Source organism: Nostoc sp. CALU 546 (assembly GCF_048836525.1).
On the sequence record NZ_JAWJTF010000041.1, the window covers coordinates 1 to 19,223 of the forward strand.

General features: G+C 40.7%; 13 protein-coding genes and 1 pseudogene. 5 read left to right on the forward strand and 9 right to left on the reverse strand.

All coding sequences use genetic code 11. The features are described 5' to 3' along the window. Positions 1 to 231: 231 nt before the first annotated feature. On the reverse strand, positions 232 to 1,308 hold the full coding sequence (locus RRG12_RS20350; RefSeq protein WP_069072181.1) for a PIN/TRAM domain-containing protein: 1,077 nt from the start codon (positions 1,306 to 1,308) through the stop codon (positions 232 to 234). A 405-nt stretch (positions 1,309 to 1,713) separates the two neighbouring features. Here RRG12_RS20350 and hemW point away from each other — a divergent pair, with 405 nt between their 5' ends. The 4 genes from hemW (at position 1,714) to RRG12_RS20370 (ending at position 5,465) form a co-directional block, all read left to right on the forward strand. Then, positions 1,714 to 2,895 (forward strand): radical SAM family heme chaperone HemW, encoded by a 1,182-nt coding sequence (gene hemW / locus RRG12_RS20355; RefSeq protein WP_069072182.1) that lies wholly within the window; start codon positions 1,714 to 1,716, stop codon positions 2,893 to 2,895. Between the two features lie 10 nt (positions 2,896 to 2,905). Further along, a complete protein-coding gene (locus RRG12_RS20360; RefSeq protein WP_420760511.1) occupies positions 2,906 to 3,793 on the forward strand; it encodes a sugar phosphate nucleotidyltransferase in 888 nt (295 codons plus the stop codon). Between the two features lie 89 nt (positions 3,794 to 3,882). Further along, on the forward strand, positions 3,883 to 5,004 hold the full coding sequence (locus RRG12_RS20365) for a THUMP domain-containing class I SAM-dependent RNA methyltransferase (protein ID WP_069072184.1): 1,122 nt from the start codon (positions 3,883 to 3,885) through the stop codon (positions 5,002 to 5,004). A 194-nt stretch (positions 5,005 to 5,198) separates the two neighbouring features. Beyond that, positions 5,199 to 5,465 carry a hypothetical protein gene (locus tag RRG12_RS20370; protein ID WP_069072185.1) on the forward strand — a complete coding sequence of 89 codons (267 nt, stop codon included), beginning with the start codon at positions 5,199 to 5,201 and terminating at the stop codon, positions 5,463 to 5,465. A gap of 140 nt (positions 5,466 to 5,605) precedes the next feature. On the opposite strand, the gene RRG12_RS20375 is transcribed toward RRG12_RS20370, so the two are convergent. Next, positions 5,606 to 6,949, reverse strand: coding sequence for a TMEM143 family protein (locus RRG12_RS20375; RefSeq protein ID WP_420760512.1), 1,344 nt, complete (start codon positions 6,947 to 6,949; stop codon positions 5,606 to 5,608). A 528-nt stretch (positions 6,950 to 7,477) separates the two neighbouring features. Further along, on the reverse strand, positions 7,478 to 9,100 hold the full coding sequence (locus RRG12_RS20380) for an NAD(P)/FAD-dependent oxidoreductase (protein WP_420760513.1): 1,623 nt from the start codon (positions 9,098 to 9,100) through the stop codon (positions 7,478 to 7,480). 287 nt (positions 9,101 to 9,387) lie between these two features. Here RRG12_RS20380 and RRG12_RS20385 point away from each other — a divergent pair, with 287 nt between their 5' ends. After that, positions 9,388 to 10,611, forward strand: a complete 1,224-nt coding sequence (locus tag RRG12_RS20385; protein ID WP_420760514.1) for a hypothetical protein — start codon at positions 9,388 to 9,390, stop codon at positions 10,609 to 10,611. Between the two features lie 41 nt (positions 10,612 to 10,652). Here the strand turns inward: RRG12_RS20385 and RRG12_RS20390 are convergent. From RRG12_RS20390 to RRG12_RS20415, 6 genes and pseudogenes are all read right to left on the reverse strand, one after another. Continuing rightward, positions 10,653 to 10,787, reverse strand: a pseudogene (locus RRG12_RS20390) (IS701 family transposase); the annotation flags it as partial. Between the two features lie 160 nt (positions 10,788 to 10,947). Continuing rightward, positions 10,948 to 11,973, reverse strand: coding sequence for a S66 peptidase family protein (locus tag RRG12_RS20395; RefSeq protein ID WP_420760515.1), 1,026 nt, complete (start codon positions 11,971 to 11,973; stop codon positions 10,948 to 10,950). A 115-nt stretch (positions 11,974 to 12,088) separates the two neighbouring features. Next, a complete protein-coding gene (locus RRG12_RS20400; RefSeq protein ID WP_420760516.1) occupies positions 12,089 to 14,530 on the reverse strand; it encodes a dynamin family protein in 2,442 nt (813 codons plus the stop codon). Between the two features lie 731 nt (positions 14,531 to 15,261). Next, positions 15,262 to 16,245, reverse strand: a complete 984-nt coding sequence (locus RRG12_RS20405) for a polysaccharide deacetylase family protein (RefSeq protein ID WP_069072192.1) — start codon at positions 16,243 to 16,245, stop codon at positions 15,262 to 15,264. 494 nt (positions 16,246 to 16,739) lie between these two features. Beyond that, a complete protein-coding gene (locus tag RRG12_RS20410; RefSeq protein ID WP_420760517.1) occupies positions 16,740 to 17,624 on the reverse strand; it encodes an aspartoacylase in 885 nt (294 codons plus the stop codon). Positions 17,625 to 17,827: 203 nt separating this feature from the next. Then, positions 17,828 to 18,883 (reverse strand): glutathione S-transferase family protein, encoded by a 1,056-nt coding sequence (locus tag RRG12_RS20415; RefSeq protein WP_420760518.1) that lies wholly within the window; start codon positions 18,881 to 18,883, stop codon positions 17,828 to 17,830. Between the last annotated feature and the right edge of the window lie 340 nt (positions 18,884 to 19,223).

Below are 19,223 nucleotides of genomic sequence, written 5' to 3' on the forward strand. Positions count from 1 at the left end.
GGCAGGGGGCAGGAGGAAGATTTTGATAAGTGTAGGTTGTTTATTTGGGCATGAGTGGGCACTCTCAAACAGAGTTCTAAACGTGGTTCAAATAACGAAATTTTGTTCTTGGGTGGGAAATCAGAAATGTGATGCCTCAATAGTGAGGTTTATGAGTCTAATCAATAAATAATCGGTGCAGTCAACCTGCACCGATTACCAAGTTTCATTTGAATTAAACCTCCCATTGTTTCACGCCAATGCTGAAGCTTGGGGTTTGGCAAAAATCATTCTTCCTGCTGTAGTTTGCAAAGCACTTGTGACTACTACTCGCAGTTCACCACCCACATAATTGCTGCCTTCTTCAACAACAACCATTGTGCCGTCGTCTAGATAGCCAATGCCTTGACTGGGTTCTTTGCCTTCCTTGAGAATTTTCAAATCCAGGTTGTCGCCAGGTAAATAACTTGGACGGACGGCGTTCACTAAATCATTTACATTCAAAACAGGTACTTTCTGAACGCTAGCGACTTTAGACAAGTTGTAGTCGTTGGTTAGTAGCGTACCGCTGATTTCTTGGGCGAAGCGCACTAACTTCGCGTCTACTGTGGGAATATCTTCGTAGTCAACTGCATTAATCAGGATGCGATCGGGATAATCTTCCTTAATGCGGTTGAGAATTTCTAGCCCCCGCCTTCCCCGCACTCGTTTTTGGTCTTTGCTAGCATCTGCTACTTGTTGGAGTTCTTGCAAGACAAACTGGGGTACAAGAATTTGCCCTTCTAAAAACCCTGTTTCTAGTAAGGCTTCAATACGACCATCAATAATACAGCTAGTGTCTAAAACTTTGGTATTTGCGGGTTTTAGTGTTCCTTCCACTACCATCGATTCGACGGTGTTGGGATTAATGAACCGCAATAAGCCTCGCCCGTGAGTATCTGCCAAATTCATGCCAGTGACGGAAAGTATAATACTGCCGACAACTGCCACCAGTGGCTTAATAAATCCAAAATCTGCCGGGATGGGTAGCAAAAATAGTGGGGCTAGCATGAGGTTAGCTAGCAATAGCCCAATCACTAAGCCGATCGCACGAGTTAAGATCACTTCTAGAGGCATTTCCTTGACTTGTGATTCTAGGCGACGATATGTCGTCTGGAAACTCAGCCCGATCGCACCACCAATAATGGCGGCAAAGACGGCAACAACTAAGCGTAAAGCTTCTAGATTCGTTACTTGATCTAGCGCCCCATTGGGTAGTAGTTCAATGCTGTAGAACCCTATTCCCGACGCTGCTAGGATAAATGAGAAAATGATAATTGCGTCAAGCATGATTGTCTTGTTTTCCTGAAAATGTGTTCACCGATAAAGTTAAGTATTTTTTATTTCATCGGTAAGATAAACTCATCAATATTGACTTACACTAAGGGTTTAGTAGGACAATATCTGCAATTATTATAACCAAAGGCTTTTATCTTAATATTTTTCATTGTTTCTTTGTAAAATGACAAAATTTTGTAAATAAACTACTCATTTTGTAAGAATTCAGAATCCAGAATCCAGAAGTCAGAATTAAGAAGACTTTGATACCCAAACTTAATGATTTTAATAAAATCAAGAAGTTATTGCACGCTTGATTTTACAATTATTCTGGCTCCTGACTCCTGACTCCTGAATTCTTACCTCATTTTTATTATCTCCAATTCGCAGTTGGGCTAACTTAAAACTTTTCTCAAAATGAGTCAAAAATTTGGTATTTCGGGAATTGCAAGTTCTGCTTATGTGCATATTCCCTTTTGTAGACGGCGGTGTTTTTATTGTGATTTCCCGGTGTCTGTTGTTGGCGATCGCTTGCGGGGCGAAACATCTGGTACTATCTCCCAATATGTTGAGGTGTTATGTCAAGAAATTGCTATGACACCAGCATTTGGTCAACCCTTAAAGACAATTTTCTTCGGTGGTGGTACTCCTTCGCTGCTATCAACTGAGCAGTTACAACGGATAGTAACAGAGTTAGAGAACCATTTTGGCATTGCGTCTGGGGTAGAAATTTCTATGGAAATTGACCCAGCCACCTTTGATTTAGCACATATAGCAGGATATCGCAGTGCAGGTGTGAACCGGGTAAGTTTGGGTGTACAAGCCTTTCAATCAGAATTATTGCAAAGGGCGGGGCGATCGCACTCAGTTGAAGATATTTTTGCAGCTGTGGAACTAATTCATCAAGTCGAGATTCCCGAATTTAGCTTAGACTTAATCTCCGGGTTGCCGCATCAGTCTTTAGATCAATGGCAAGATTCTCTCACCAAAGCGGTAGCGCTTCTACCTACTCACATATCTATTTATGATCTGACCATCGAACCAGGTACAGCCTTCGGTCGTTACTACAAACCTGGCGATACTCCTTTGCCCACGGATGAAGCCACAGTCAAAATGTACCAGATGGGGCAGCAGATTTTGACTGGTGCAGGTTATGAGCATTATGAAATTTCCAATTATGCCCAACCTGGTCATCAGTGCCGACATAATCGAGTGTATTGGGAAAATCGCCCTTACTACGGCTTTGGGATGGGTGCGGCGAGTTATGTTGAGGGTAAACGCTTCACTCGTCCGCGTAAAACTAAGGAGTATTACCAGTGGGTGGAAGCTGGCGGTGTAATTGATTGTGATTTGACTCCCCCAAAGGAAGTATTGTTAGAAACGTTAATGTTAGGGTTGCGTTTAGCGGAAGGTGTGAGTTTGGCGGCGTTGGCGGAAGCTTATGGGGAAGAGAAGGTGGAGGAAATTTGCAGATGTTTGCAAGAGTATTTTGAGAAAGGTTGGGTAGAAGTTGTAGAGGGAAGGTTGCGTTTGATTGATCCCCAAGGGTTTTTGTTTTCTAATGTCGTGTTGGCGGAGTTGTTTGAAAAGTTGGGGTGACGATCCATTTATGCAGAAAAATCAAGTTAGAAAAGCTGTGATTCCGGTAGCTGGTTTCGGCACTCGGTTGTTTCCAGCTACGAAAGTTGTGAAAAAAGAACTTTTTCCGATTATTGATCGAGATGGTAGGGCAAAACCTGTGATTCTCGCAATTATTGAAGAGGCAATTAGTGCTGGAATTGCAGAAGTGGGGATCGTGGTGCAGCCCGATGACAAAGAAGTATTTGAAGATTTATTGAAAAACCCACCTAAAAAAGAACTTTTAGATAAACTTTCACCACAAAATAAAGAATATAGCCAATATCTCGAAGATTTAGGTAGCAGAATTACCATCTTATTGCAAGAGGAGCAATTAGGCTATGGTCACGCGGTATTTTGTGCTAAAGATTGGGTGCAAAATGAGCCATTTTTGCTAATGTTGGGCGACCACATTTATGCATCTGACCTTGAAAAATCTTGTGCTAGTCAAGTTTTAGATGTTTACGAACAAGTGAATCAAAATGTTGTTGGTTTAACTACAATGCCAGCAGAAATTATTCATAAGGCTGGCTGTATAACGGGAGTTTGGCAAGAGTTAAATTCGATTTTGTCAGTTACCCAACTCTATGAAAAGCCGACTATCGAGTATGCACGAGAAAATCTGAGTGTAGAGGGAATGGCAGAAAATGTTTTTTTAGGTATATTTGGCTTATATTTACTTACGCCGAAGATTTTTGACTTTCTAGCGGAACATATAAATCAAAATTTCCGAGAACGAGGTGAATTTCAGTTAACATCCTGTCTGGAAAAATTACGTCAGGAAGAGGGAATGACAGGATATGTTGTTAAAGGCAAGTGTTTTGATACAGGTTTGCCAGATGCTTATCGTCAGACAATGATTGATTTTAGAAATTTCTAGATTAATCTGAGTTAAAAAAGTCGCTTCTCTGAAAAACCAATAAATTGAGTTACTAATAGCCATTAATTACGAATTACGAATTACGAATTATGAATTATTTTGCAACAGTTGCTCGCGGATTAGAAACCCTGGCGGCTCAGGAGTTAGAGCAACTGGGTGCCCATTCTGTGGAGCCAGGATTTTGCGGTGTCGCTTTTGAGGGCGATCGCACTTTGCTTTATCGCGTCAACCTCTGGGCTAGGCTGCCGTTCCGAATCTTGGTGAATATTGATGAGTTTCCATGCCAAAATGCCGATGATCTCTATCGCGGTATCCAGAGTATCGATTGGGTAAACTATTTAACGCCAGACATGACCCTGGCGGTGAATGTCACGGGCAAAAACCAGCACCTCAACCACAGCCACTTCACATCTCTCCAAGTCAAAAATGCGATCGTTGACCAGCAGAAAGAAAATCTGGGCGAACGTTCAAATGTAGAGCTTCATGAACCAGATGTGCGGGTTAATGTTCATATTGAACGCGATTTTTGTACCGTTAAACTCGACAGTTCTGGAAATAGTCTGCATCGCCGAGGCTACCGCCCTGCGGTGGGAGCCGCCCCTCTCAAGGAATCTCTCGCTGCTGCGCTCATTCAGCTTTCGGGTTGGGAGCCAAACCAGATGTTCTACGATCCTCTCTGTGGATCTGGCACTTTACCTTTGGAAGCTAGCTTAAAGGCACTGAATATCGCACCAGGACTGTTTCGTGAGTCCTTTGGATTTGAAACTTGGCTCGATTTTGATTTGTCCCTTTTAGAAAAGTTGCTCCAAGAAGCTAAGGACAGCCAACTAGATACCCTTCCCGCACCTATTTGGGGAAGCGATCGCGATGAAAATATAATTGAGCAAGCGATTAACAATGCTCAAAACTGCGGCGTTGATAACCATGTATGGTTTTCTCAAATGGAGTTAGCCGATGTTGTCGCCCCCGCAGACAGTGGGATTTTATTCTGCAATCCACCTTATGGCGAACGGCTGGGGCAAGATAGCGATTTAGGGGCATTTTACAAACTTTTGGGCGATGTCTTAAAACAACGCTTCAAAGGCTGGACTGCATTTGTACTCAGTGGGAACAAGGAACTGTCTCAATCAATTGGACTAAAATCATCGCGGCGGATTGCAGTGTATAACGGAGCGCTGCCTTGTCAGTTAATGAAATATGAGTTGTATTAAGACAAAGACGCGATTCATCGCGTCTTATCTATGATATTTTTAATACTCTTTAACAAATTTAAATTTAGTCAAAAAAGGCTTGAAACCACTTCTGAGTATATATTCTGGCAGTTATGATGACAACGGTTAAAAAAAGGTGGCAGTATAATCGGTGACTGACAACCTGCAATTTATTTATAGCTAAGGGGCTATTTATGTCAGACCAATTCACGTTTACCGTTACCAATGATACCGAACAAGCAATTACAGAGTTATGGGTATCTCTCGATGATGAAGATTGGGCTTCATTTACCTTGAGTGATTCAGGGATTCCATCGGGTGAAACAGTAACAATTGCTTGGGCTGAATATACGAATGATTCGCCCTGTGAATGGTACATATCTGCTGTATTTGAAGATGAATCAGAAAGTGAGTCAGCCCTATTTAACTTCTGTGAAGAACCAGCTTTAACGTTCGGCTAAATTCCCCAGTGCGATCGCCTACGGGGGCGTGTACGCTATCGCGCTTAGTGCATGATTGCATATCGACTCCAGCCATAAAAACCAAAGCCCTGCCTCGAAAGCATCTAGGTAGGGCTTGATATTAAAATTGATATGTTCGCCTACAAAATTATCCCGTTATATTGAAAGGCATTATCCCAAACATAATCAATCACTGCTTTAGCATCATCCAAGGGGAGAACTTGACACTCTCCCTGCTGATTATATGTTAGTAAAGCGATTTCTGATACATTGTCTGTTGTTTCGCTATTTGGAATTACTTGGCCACGAATATCTTCTAGATTGCTCAGAGGCCCTTGAATATCAAAATTAATCTTTGTGCCTAGTTTATTCTCCATCCAAGTTTCAATGCGAGAATCTAATTGTTCAGGGCTTAAGGGTGTAGGACTGGTAAGTAAGTGATAGTATGCCAGAATAATTTCCTTACATTCTTCTTCCTCTGCCAATTCAATAAACATTTGAAAGACACTGATATTATTAGCTAAATTCTGGAAAAATAATGTATCTGTAACTTTTTTTTGGAATTTAATTTTTTTATTTTTATAATTAGTGTATTGCTTAAAAGCAAATCCACCCAAAGAGAGCGCTAATGATAAAGTTGCCACCAAAACAGGCATAAAATTTCTAACTTGAGCCAACTCTACATTTAATGATTCAATTAGAAATGATACATTTAGTACTAGTAAAATCGCACCAACCAGCAATAATAAATTTGGCAAAGTCTTTAATACCAAAGGAATTGCCGCCCCAATAGCAGGGATTCCAAATAGTAAGCGATCTTTCCAGGTCATACTCGTTTCTACATTGGGAAAGAGTAAGTCAATATCTAGTTTAGGAATATTTTTGTAGCAGTAAACATACATTTTACCGGGAATGAATTTCAAATCTTGGATCTTGGCATTCTTTGCACGAAAGTAAGCAACTTCTTTGAACTTGACTAATAAAACAATCCGTTCCAAGATATCAATAGTCTTTTCTTTTTGCCAAAAGAAGAACTTTTTTACTAAGATTTTTTGGTAACTATCACCCCGGTAGTAACAAAGAAAGCGGTCAAAATCCTCAAAATCCACTTGAGTTTTCAAATCAATTAGAGATTTGGTTGTCACTGATCGTTTGACAATCGATTCAGGCAAAGGAATATAATTTGCTCTTTCGACAATATGCTCAAAGGCATCAATTACTTGGCGCTCCATTTCATCATATTGCTCGAATGTTGGTGGAGTTATTGGTTGAACATCTTCATTAGGGTTAAAGGGTACATAGTTATCTTTGATAATTTCTAAGGTTTTGTGGAAGCGAAAGTGATAGTATGCAGTGAGTATTTGGCAGAAATCTTGAAATTTTTTGGCATCATCCCAATTTAGCTGACCGTCTTGCAGGCAAAGTTTGATAATATCGCTGCGAGTATAAGGAATAAACGCTTCTCGATTTTCGTCAACAATCATGTTTAAAGATTAATCGGAATCTAACTAATGGGTTTGCCAAGCCCCACGAAAACGGCTAATATCAGACATTATGTTTTCATTGATAATTAAATTTTAGTATCTTGCGTGGTAAGTCTGAAAATTTTTCCTGAACAGAGAGGCTTTATTTGGTATACCAGGAGGCAGAAGGCAGGAGGCAGGAGGCAGGAGGCAAGAGGCAGGAGGCAGGAGGCAGGAGGCAGGAGGCAGAAGGTAAAACTATTACTATTCCTAGTATTCACGTTTTCAAAATGTCCTAACCTATGTGACTACGGCTATATCAATGTAGTTCAGGATAAATAGGTAAATAATAAGTCCGTAGTAAGGACTTTAGTCCTGGATTTTGAAGCACTAAAGTGCTTACTACAAACTCACCACATATTTGGGTCTGTTCGCGAAGCGTCTCGTAGAGAAGCCCCGTGCTTCACGCAATGCTTTAAAGTAATGAGTAGATGAAAAATGGGTATTTACTCATTACTTATTACTCATTACTCCTTCTTAAGAGCGCCTTTAGGTCGGTGAGGATGTCAAATTTCTCAAAATACTTAAAGCCACCGCCTCCGCTACCTTGATACCATCGATACCCGCCGAGAGAATTCCCCCTGCATATCCTGCGCCTTCCCCAGCCGGATAAAGACCGACTGTATTTAAACTCTGATAATCCTCTTTGCGTTTAATCCGAATCGGTGATGAGGTACGGGTTTCCACTCCAGTCAACACGGCATCATCCATCGCAAATCCTTTAATTTGTTTGTCAAAAGCGGGAAGGGCTTCGCGGATGGCTGCGATCGCATAATCTGGTAAACTATCGCTCAAATCGCCCAAGTGTACCCCAGGTGTATAAGACGGTTTAACAGTGCCCAATGCTGTCGAGGGGCGATGGTTGAGAAAGTCTCCCACCAACTGCCCTGGCGCTTCATAAGTCCCACCGCCTAATTCAAAAGCCCGTTCTTCTAAGCGCCGTTGAAAGTCAATTCCCGCCAAGGCATTGCCCGGATAATCTTCGGGTGTGATACCCACAACGATCGCACTGTTGGCATTGCGCTCATTGCGAGAGTATTGGCTCATCCCATTGGTGACAAGTCGCCCCGGTTCTGATGCGGCTGCAACTACCAAGCCCCCCGGACACATACAAAAACTATAGACGGAACGACCATTTTGGCAATGGTGAACCAGTTTGTAATCGGCAGCACCTAAAAGCTTATGACCAGCTTGAGCGCCAAAACGACATTTATCGATGAGAGTCTGGGGATGTTCGACCCGAAAGCCGATGGAAAAAGGTTTCGGCTCTATGTAAACTCCACGATCAAATAGCATTTGGAAGGTATCGCGGGCGCTGTGACCTACCGCCAGAACTACATAATCGCTGGCGATATATTCGCCACTGGCGAGGGTGACTCCCCGCACCTGTCCATTTTCGATGTTGATATCTTCCACCCGACTTTCAAAGCGAATTTCACCACCGAGGGATTCGATTTTAGCCCGCATACTTTGGACGATTCCGACTAGTTTAAAAGTGCCGATGTGCGGTTTGTTGATATAGAGAATTTCTGGTGAGGCTCCCGCATTGACGAGTTCGGTTAGTACCTTGCGCCCATAATGCTGAGGATCTTTGACTTGACTGTAGAGTTTGCCATCAGAAAATGTACCCGCACCACCTTCACCAAACTGGGCATTAGATTCTGGGTTGAAGTCTGATTTTTTCTTCCAAAAGCCAAAAGTATCAGCAGTGCGATCGCGAACTTTTTTCCCACGTTCTAAAATGATGGGACGGAACCCCATTTGCGCCAGCATCAAACCCGCAAACAAGCCACAAGGCCCAGTACCAATCACGATGGGGCGAATCGCTAAATTGCTCGGTGCTTGTGCTACTGGGCGATAACTCATGTCTGGCGTGGACATGATATGGGGATCTTTTTTCAGGCGCTTGAGTAGATGAGTTTCCTGAGTCGTTTCTACATCCAGAATATAGACAAGGGTGATATCTCCTTTCTTACGCGCATCGTAGCTACGCTTGAAGATGGAATAGCTGATCAAATCTTCGTCCGTGATTTGCAGCTTTTTGAGGATGGCAGACTTGATCTCATCTTCAGGATGATCAAGCGGGAGCTTTACTTCTGTTAGTCGTAACATGGCGAGGAGAAATGCATACTGTCTATCAAAATCTTAATCAAAATCACTCTGGCGCGTTAGAGGATGTTTGAAAAGTATTTTTGGTAACATCTAAGTCTCGGAAACCTAACCCCCCTAGCCCCATTCCCTTCCTTGTGGGGAAGGGGGGTTTTAAAGCCTCTTTCCGTTTCGGCGCTCTAATCATTAAGTTTATTTTTTAGTATCAGGAGATATTTACTCTTACTTTATAATACTACGTACTACTATGTAATGCGCTTTGTAAGAGTGGCTTTTGGATATTTGATAATATGGCTCTAAGTATCTCCAATGTGTTTGACCCCGGTTTCTATCGTGCTGCCAATCAAGACTTAGCTGGTTTTAATGATGCTCAAGCTTTGTCACACTTCCAAAGCTATGGTCTAAATGAAGGTCGTTCATTCTCACCACTGATCAATTTGAATTTCTACCGGGCTAGTAGTTCTGACTTGGCAAACTTCAACAACAGTGAACTATTAAATCATCTAGTGAATCACGGAGTAGCTGAGGGACGTAGTTTTTCGCCCAACGTTAGTCTTAACTACTATCGCGCTAATAATAGTGATCTCACAAGCTTTAACAATGAACAATTATTTAATCATCTCAAAGACTCTGGTGTTTCCGAAGGGCGTTCTTTTTCTTTATTTTTTAGCACAATCTCATACAACAAAAACTATAATTCTGACCTATCTTCCTTAAATAACTCTCAACTGCTGAATCATTTTGAAATCAATGGAATAAACGAAGGACGTCAGTTTTCACCATTTTTTGATTTCAACTATTATCGTGCTAACAACCAAGACTTGACTAATTTAACTAATAGCCAGTTGTTACAGCATTTTCAAATCAATGGAATAAATGAGGGACGTAAATCTTCGCCCTCTTTTGATGCTGGATACTATAAAGCCAACAATCCAGATTTAGCTTTTTTGCAAGGTGTTAACTTAGTAGAACACTTTAATTTTAGGGGGCTATTTGAAGGACGCAAAGCTGCTAATGACTATGCCGGAAATACATTCAGCACTTTTCGCCAACTTCCCATACGTTCAAATTATACTCGTGTACTTGAAAACGTCGGTTCATCCGATCCTTTTGACTACTATCGTTTCGATTTAAATAAAACTAGCACTCTTAGAATATTTAACTATAGCTATTCTAGAAGTGTACTTGAGCAAGTAATTGATAGTAGTGGAAATGTTTTAAGTTCTAGAAATACTGCTGTATTGAATTCTGATAATAATATTGGGCCGATACCGGTTAAAGACCTTCGATTGTCTCCAGGTACTTACTATGTACGCATCCAACCAACAGCAGGTAATACTAATTACTTTTTATCGCTTTCTGATGGCACGAATAACAGTAATAATTCTGGTAATGCGGCAATCTTAAACAAACTAGATATGGAGTTATTTCTACTTAACCTAGCAATAGAAACTCAACAAATTGGCTTGTCTAATCTTTTAGATATATCAAGAAATATGAGCAATTTAGTCTAGACAATGCCATCACCGCTAAGGTTTGTAAAAATATGTTCACGTTAGTTGTACGTGAACATATTCTGTTGTATTTCGTGCCAATTCCTAATTATTTTTTCAGACCGCATAAACTCCAATCTAACAAAAGCTTGAAGTGAACAAAATATGTGAGTCTTGATTGCATAGGTATCTTTAACCCTTGCGGGTTCGCCAGTCGCTACAATGGGGGGGGAGGAACCCCCGCAACGCGCTGGTTCACCATGAACCGACAAATTCCACATACTTGTTTTATGGCTCAATGAAAGGTTTCAAATCGCGTAAGTCCTATTTTAATAATCTTGACCCGTCGAACTTGCATTAAACCAGACTAACAGCCGCTTCTAACATTCGTATAGTGCCAAGTTCAGCATCTATTTCTACTTCTACACCAATTGGCAAGGTAAATTTATCTTTAATATGACCAATCATTGAACCATACCAAGCAGGAATCCCTAAAGGAAGTATGTGTTGTTGCAATACTTGCATTAATGTAAATGATGGTTCATCTCCAAGTTTACAATTAGTGCATTGCCCAAAGATAAAGCCAGTAATTTGATTCAGTATCCCAGCAGTTTTTAACTGCGTCAACATCCTATCTATCCGGTAAACATCCTCGCCAATTTCTTCTACAAATAGGATACTTTTTTTCCAAGAAGGTAGGTAAGGTGAACCTACCATCGCTGATAGAACTGATAAGTTTCCACCTACAAGTTTACCTCTCGCCTTTCCCGATGCTATTGTCTCCACCCGCACTTCGCTAGGGTTGAGATTTTGCATAGTCACAGCTTCAGCATTCAATAGGATGCGCTTGAAGTAATCCACTGTAAATTGATTCCAGGTAGACGTAGCAACTGGCCCGTGAAAAGTAATCATTTGACTACGGGCATTAATTGCCAACAACAGGGTAGTAATATCGCTGTACCCGATGAGAATTTTTGGATTGGAGCGGATCAGCGAGTAGTTGAGTAAAGGTAAAATCCGATTGCAGCCCCAACCACCACGCATCGGAATAATTGCTTTTATGGTGCGATCGCTAAACATCAAGTTTACATCATCAGCGCGATCGCTATCTTTACCCGCTAAATAGCCGTAACGATCTAAAATATGCTTACCCAGCTTGACTTTTAACCCTAACTGCGAAATTGACTTCTGCGCTGCTTCGATGTCTTTAGCGTCAACAATACCCGCAGGGGCGATTAATCCCACAGTATCGCCCACTTGCAGACGAGGCGGCTTGCGGATGGTGTTTGTGGGTAGTTTACCTTGGGCGGTAAGTGGTGATACTTGGGTGGCTAAGGTAGCGAGTCCACAGGTTGTAAGAAATTGTCGGCGCTTGATAAGCATAAGCATTAAGTTGGGGATTGGGATTATAAAAAGTTAGATCCCCGACTTCTTAAAGAAGTCGGGGATCTAAATACCGCTAGTTTTCACAAATCAAATCGGATTGTGATATGTAAAATTAAACCTCTTGTACCACATCTGAAATCACAAATCCATTATTAGCAAACTTCCCATCCGTGTCAAAGGAATCACCAATTACAGGCAAAAGATGATCATATAATTGCATCGCCTGCAAACAACTATTAATACTAGAAGCGGCTGAATTATATGTTGCAATATTTTCTTCAACAACATTCAATAATCGGCGATTATTCGCAATTTTTTCTTCAGCCTCTTGTTGCAATGTTTGCTCTAAATAAGCACGCGCCTGTGGATATTGCTGCAAAATTTCATCGGCTTGCTGATTTGCCATTGGGATCAATTGAGTTTTGAGAGTTTGGTTGATGGTTTGACGGAAAGATTTACGAATAGTTTGGGAAACTTTGGGTTCAAAATCTAACTTCAATAACTGCCTAATTGCTGGCTCTGCTTCTATGATACTTTCAGCGTCGTAACCTTGGGAAGTTTGTAATAAAGTTTGGCGAAATTGATATATAGAAAAAGTGCCTTCATCATAAAATCTTGGACTTTCTCGCACGAAGCGATCGCACTCTACACTAGCTGCACTAACTAATGCTTGAGTAACCTGCTTTTCTATATTTCTAATCTCTTGTTCAATGCCGCCATCATGATCTAATAAACGATACAACTGGCGATAATATTCGGACTTGCGAATCTTTTCAACCAACCGCTGAAAATAATTTGCAACTACTTGCTGAGAAGATTCAACCAAAATATCTTCTAATTGATTTGCTAAGTAATAAAATGCCTCGACTAAAATAGCAATCAAAGGTGCGGTAGCGTTGCGAGGATGGCTGATGGTTGCACGTCGATAAGCATAAGCTACAGAAAAAGTATCTAGCAATTCATCTAAACGGCGAATCATGCGTGATTGCAATTGCTTAAAATCTGCTTCAAAAGCATCACAAGAATTATTGATTACATGGTTAACTTCTTCTTTGATATGCTCACTAAATTCTCTCCCAACTTGCTGGAGTTGCTGATTTAATTGTTGCAATTCTTGCGCCTTCATCATCTCAATTTCTTGAGGCTGACTATCTAACTCGCGTTGTACACTTTGATAATGTTTTTTCAGCTTAATACAAATATCTTCCAAATCATCAGCAAGATTTTTAAATAATTGTGGACGCTTTTCTTCTGTAAGATAGCGAGTAATAGCTGTGCGAAATTCATTAGTGGCACTATCTTGAATTAGCTTTTCTATCAGTTCATTTCCCCAATCTCCCAGAATCCGTACATAATTTTGATTTGGGGTTTCAATAGCGTTAACAGAGACATTGAATTTAGTAGAAGACAGCTTTCCTGAATTTACACAGTAGTTGTTAAATGCATAGACAAATTGCGGTGTTTCTTCATTACCATCTAAACCTTTAATACTTTCTGCGAAAACAGAATCTAAACCAAATCTATCTTGTTGGCTTGTCTGTTTAATTTGACTGCCGTAAAATCCTAATAATCCACTGGTTTTATAAACCTTGTTTGAATTGCTAAATTGCCCACTAATTAAGTTATCTAATCTTTGCCGTAGTTCTGTATTATACCAAGTTTCATCAATTCGGTTAAAGACATAGAAAACGCGATCGCGTACTCCCCCATTCTTCCGCATTAATTCCAAAAGTTCTGTTTCTTCTTTTGTCATATCACCCGCCGAAGCAGGTTTTAGCACACACACCACCGCCGAAGTATCAGGATGTTGAATTTTGGCATAAGTTAGCTGTGCATCTTTTTCTACTGGTGCATCGATGCCAGGTGTGTCAATAATTACATTTCCATCTCGTAGCAAAGGATGATTACAGTAATATTCTATCCGCTTCAATACTGCACTATTGCTACCACGACGGGCATATCCAGCCGCTTCCTTGAGGTTGGAAAAGTTAAATTGCTCCATTGAGTATGTAGCATTATTAACAGTGTTGATGCGATCGCTATTTGCTATATATCCCTCTACCAATAACATTAACGCCTTCGCCTGTTTTGCACGTTCTGATTTACTCTCACCACCCTCTTGTCGAATAATTGCTTCAGAATATTGACGTAGCAAGCTAATTACATCAGCTTGGTTAATATTAGGTACTGTCTTAAATCCTAGCTGCTGGCACAAATAAACTGCTTGTTCTCGAATTTCTGCTTCACTTAAAAACGTTAAAACAACACGTTCTTTATCTACTTCTGCATACTCGACTTTGCATTCTGTACCTGTAGCGTGTCCCTCCGCACTGTAGAGTAACTCTCTCTCCAATAGTGCATTGATTAGCATTGATTTACCAGCACTAAACGCACCCGCAAACACAATCTCAAACTTGGGAGAAATCGCCTTACTTAAGGAAGTTTGTACAGGTGTAATATCTTGGGAACGTAGCGTTGGCTCTTGTTGCAAAAGTTGTAATATAGACTCAACTTGTTCTTTCAAATTTTTGCACTGAAGCGGTAAATCTGACATACTTAGCATCCTGACAATATTTATCTATATATTAGTAATATTTATTGTCTTGATGGTTCAGTAAAATTCCTGAGAAATTTTTATGTGGTTTAATTGCTGAATATTACTTAAACAAGTAATTAATGATTATTAACTAAGAGGATGTTTTAAAAGTGGTTGGCTGTAATTTTAGGCACTTGCTGATCCCCTTAAAAAAGGGGTCAAAGTCTCTAAAAGTCCCCCTTCTTAAGGGGGATTTAGGGGGATCTAAAACGTTTTGCTACCGACCAGAGGACTTTTCAAACAATCTTATCTACACAACTGCTGAAATAGTTATCGGTGCGACTGAAGAGTTTACTTTTAATAGAACTTTTGACCAACAAACAGGTTATTAAGAATTAGAAATTATCCCTGACTATTCCCTGACTATTTATAATCGGATTTCTATATAGGACTCGTATTTGATTTCTGAAAAAACTCAGTACAACTAAGAAGCCTTCTTGACTATTGCCTATTGCCTATTCGAAATCAAAGCGGATTTCTATATAACATTAATCGCATCTAAAAAAATAACCTCTAGGGAAGGGATATCACCAGAGGTTTTTAATAAAGACATTGGAATAGTGAACTATTATAAAAATAAATCTATCTTTTTGCCAACCCTATTACCTCCTTCTCAAGGACAGGTCAAAGTTAATTTTGCCTGTAATCAAGGATACAAATTGGACTGAGAAATCGCATAGATGATATTTTTACCTCTTTTGAGGCACTAATACAGGTAGTTGACGCGCACCGGCTACGAATCTGGCGTGTTGTCCAACAGTCAAAACATTAAACTGACTGGATATAAGTTCTAAACTTTTGTTAACTATTGCTAGCTTTTTGTAGGTAGGGACGCTCATTCCAGGGAAAAATGATAGTTCTGGCACATCCTCTTGACTTACAAAGTCTGTGGGGTGGAGTAGCAAAGAAGGTTGAACGCGTGTAAGTTTACACAACCAGAGGGCAATTCGCAGGTAGAGTAAAGCCACTTCCGAAGAAAATGTACTTAGATACATGATGTAACTGAAGTGAATTGGCACTTTGAAAATTGGCATAGTGGTAACGGGAATCTCAGTCAGTTTATCTTTACCCATGTGCCACTGGTAAGGTTTCAAAGGCTGCAAACCCTCTTTGAAACCACCAAACAAGGCTTCCCGTTTCTTGCGTTCTTCCTTGCTCAATTTACAGGTCATTAAATAATAAGCTCGTGCTATTGGCCCCAAAAATGTGGGGAAAGTCGAAGCATCATATTCATATCCCCGTCGTGCTAGGACTTTTAATACCGCAGGAGAAAAGCTGTATCCCGGCCCCCGGAACCCAATCGGATGTTGATGAGTGACGCGCTTGATATGTTCTTCGGCAAGTGCCACCTCTTCTTCAATCTCATCCTCTGAATACAGATGTAGCCAAGGATCGTGATAGAATGAATGATTGCCAATTTCGTGGCCGGCATTAGCGATCGCTTGTATTGCTTTAGAGTTCTTTTCCAGCGCTGCATCCTGCCCCACAATAAATACTGTGATTGTCAAATTCCATTGCTGGAGAATATCTAAAAAACGAGGTACTGCGATATCCAGGTAAGAGGGGAAAGTCTCCCAACCCGGAGCGCCCTGATTTTTTAAATAAGACCAAATATTATCCAAGTCTAAAGAAAGACTGGCTATTGGTCTGTTTCCTTGTTGCTTGGTTTTCATTAGAAATTCAAGTATTTGGACAATTTTAAGCGTAAATTATAGTGTTAGATTTGGGCTTTATCGGTCAAGCTTCGTACTTCGACTCAAGCCTAGTTTTAGGGTAAAATTCAAGCCAGAAGGTTTAAAACTCCTCATTTTGAAGATAAGGAGTGACTTTAATAGCAGAATTTCGTAGGCGTAGCCAGTTGTAGACATCGCCCAGATTAGTGTCCCATATTTGTAAACAAATTCTGCTTCTCTAAAAAATATTTTTGATGAATTAGATAATGGGCTTTTAGCATTTTTTGAATATCGACTTTATCAGCCCTGCGGACAAATTTTTACCCTGGTATTTAATTCCTGGTAATCAATATATCATAATCAAGAGACATTTACACTTACATACAAGTAGGTTTTAGCAATCTCGCTATATATAGAAGTTATTAATGATTTGGATGCTCAATTTCTATCATTAGTTCCAATAAAAAGCAATTATACAAAAAATTTTCCATATTCTAGATATTGATTTGCTGCCTTTGAGTCAAACACATTGCAATTCCCTTTTCGTAGTAAGCTGCCTCATTAATAAAAATCGGCCAAACGGTAGATGTACCCTCATAAAAAATTGTTTTATCATCAAAAGTTATAAAAATTGGATCTCCTGGGTTCAATGCTTGATAATCCTTATCTTGCAACTCTGGATGAATCATCCCAAAGATTGTTCCATCCGATTTTTTTGGATAGTCTACAACAGATAAGTGGTCGTAGATAATCAGTGTTTCATTAGTTGATGGAATTTTACCCTGGTTAAATTGTTCCAAATAGTCTAGAACTGCATGAACAAGTTCTTCTGTTTGTTGAAACAGCGTCGCTTTTAAAATACCTTGGGCAATCGGGCCAACCTCAATTGCAAAGCCTAATTCGCACAGAGAATTTACAAATGGGTTTTCTTCAATTGATTTAAAAGAGCAGCGATAAACCTTCACCAAAGGGCTGACATGGCTTAGATAAGCAGCCAATTTCAAGTTTAAGGGATGACTATTTACCAAAATAATTGTCAGACCCATATTAGCTGTACTGCTGTGCAAGTCTAAGATGAAGTCTGCTTGTTTATCCCCGTTTGATGCTAGGGTGTCCTGGATTGATTTCGCTTGTAATTCTTCGTAACTGTTCAGAGTGGGATTTTGTAAATCTTGCTTGAGAAAACAGCGATTTAAATCCTTCTCTACATATCGCCTCCCTGCTGCAAAAGCATGAGGATTTGCTAACAAGGTGACTGTCTCAAAACTTGGTCTAGTAATTAAATTGGGAAACTGGGCAAATTTTTGGCTCAGGTAGGCCCCTGTAAACTCATTGCCATGAGTTCCGCCGACAATTGCAACTCGATTAATCTGGTTCACGATTTCACCAACTCTAGAATGCAGTCATCGAGGTATCAAGGAGAAGAAGGCAGAAGACAGAAGGCAGGAGGCAGGAGGCTATATTTTCTCGTGCTGTGCATCTCGAAAAAATGTTTCTAACTTTTTGCCCACAATTCGGCTTGGTTTGTACCTTTCTTCCTCCAGCAAAAACAGCCTTTCTCCTTATCAATTCTCAATGTACCTTATGAAGCATTCACTTTGCCGATGCGATCGCGATCGTGTGGTTGATTAAGATATGACATATCAGGCCCATCGGGAATAATCCCGCCAGGATTGAGTGGAAATAGGTTTCCGTAGTAGTCGCGCTTCACAGTTTCTACGTCGCAGGTGTCAGCAACACCTGGAAGCTGATATAAATCACTTAGGTAAACTCCCAAGTTCTGATAGTCTTTAATTCGCCGCCGATTACATTTAAATAAACCGTAGTAGGCACTATCAAACCGAAATAACGTCGTGAATAAACGCACATCTGCGAGTGTGAGATTGTCTCCGCACAGATATCGATTAGTCTGCAATGCTATGTCAATCTCATCAAGAGTTGTGAACAATTCATTACAAGCTTGATTATATGCTTCTTGAGTCTGGGCAAAGCCGCAGCGATATACACCGTTATTTACGGCGTGATAAATCTTCTCATTCCACCAGTCAATTTTCTCTTTGAGCGCTTCTGGGTAAAGATCGAGTGTGGGATTGTTGGCGAACTCGTTAAACTGAGAGTTCAGCATCACGATAATCTCTGAACTCTCATTGTTGACAATGGTTTTGGTTTGGTTATCCCATAAAATTGGAACTGTAAAGCGTCCGCTGTAGCCTGGTTCTGCCCGCTGATAAAATTCCACTAGTGTGCGACAACCTTCTTCTTCTTCGTCGAATATCCAACCGCCTTCAATGGGAGAAGGAGAGACAATACATACTGATATTACCGCTTCGAGTTTTTTAAGCGATCGCACAACCAAAGTTCGGTGCGCCCAAGGACAGCCCAGCCCAACATAGAGTTTGTAGCGCCCAACTGTTGGTGGGTGTGGATTCCCTGACTCTGTACCAATGAACTTCCGAAACTGACTATTAGGACGAATATATGCTCCCGACTTATTGCTAGGAGCAAGCTGGGACATCATTATTTGCCACATAGTCGTCCAGACAAACTTTCCCAGCCAAATGATCAGCTTTGGAGGAAGTGTCCTGCCCTTCTTCTTGGGGAGATTTTTATCGTCATCCATTGGAGTTGAGTTAGTCATGGCGACACTCTTGCTTTAGGAGCGATCGACGTTACCACCGTATGTGATGTTCAATTTATGCTTGGTAGGTTTCCATGCCTACACGCACCTTGAGATTTCTTACTTTACTCTACTACGCTTTGCCTGAACTATTAGACCTCTTGCAAAAAGCACTTTTGCAAGAGGGGGAAAAGGTTAAAGGGGAAAGGGGAAAGAAAAAACCTTTAACCTTTACCCTTTAACCTTTTCCCCAAACCCAATTCCCAGTTCAAAATGCTTTACCCAAGCAGTATTGCCTCCTGCCCCTGCCTCCTTCAACAGATCCCACTTTGGAACGTAGTCATATCCCCTGATGGTAGAC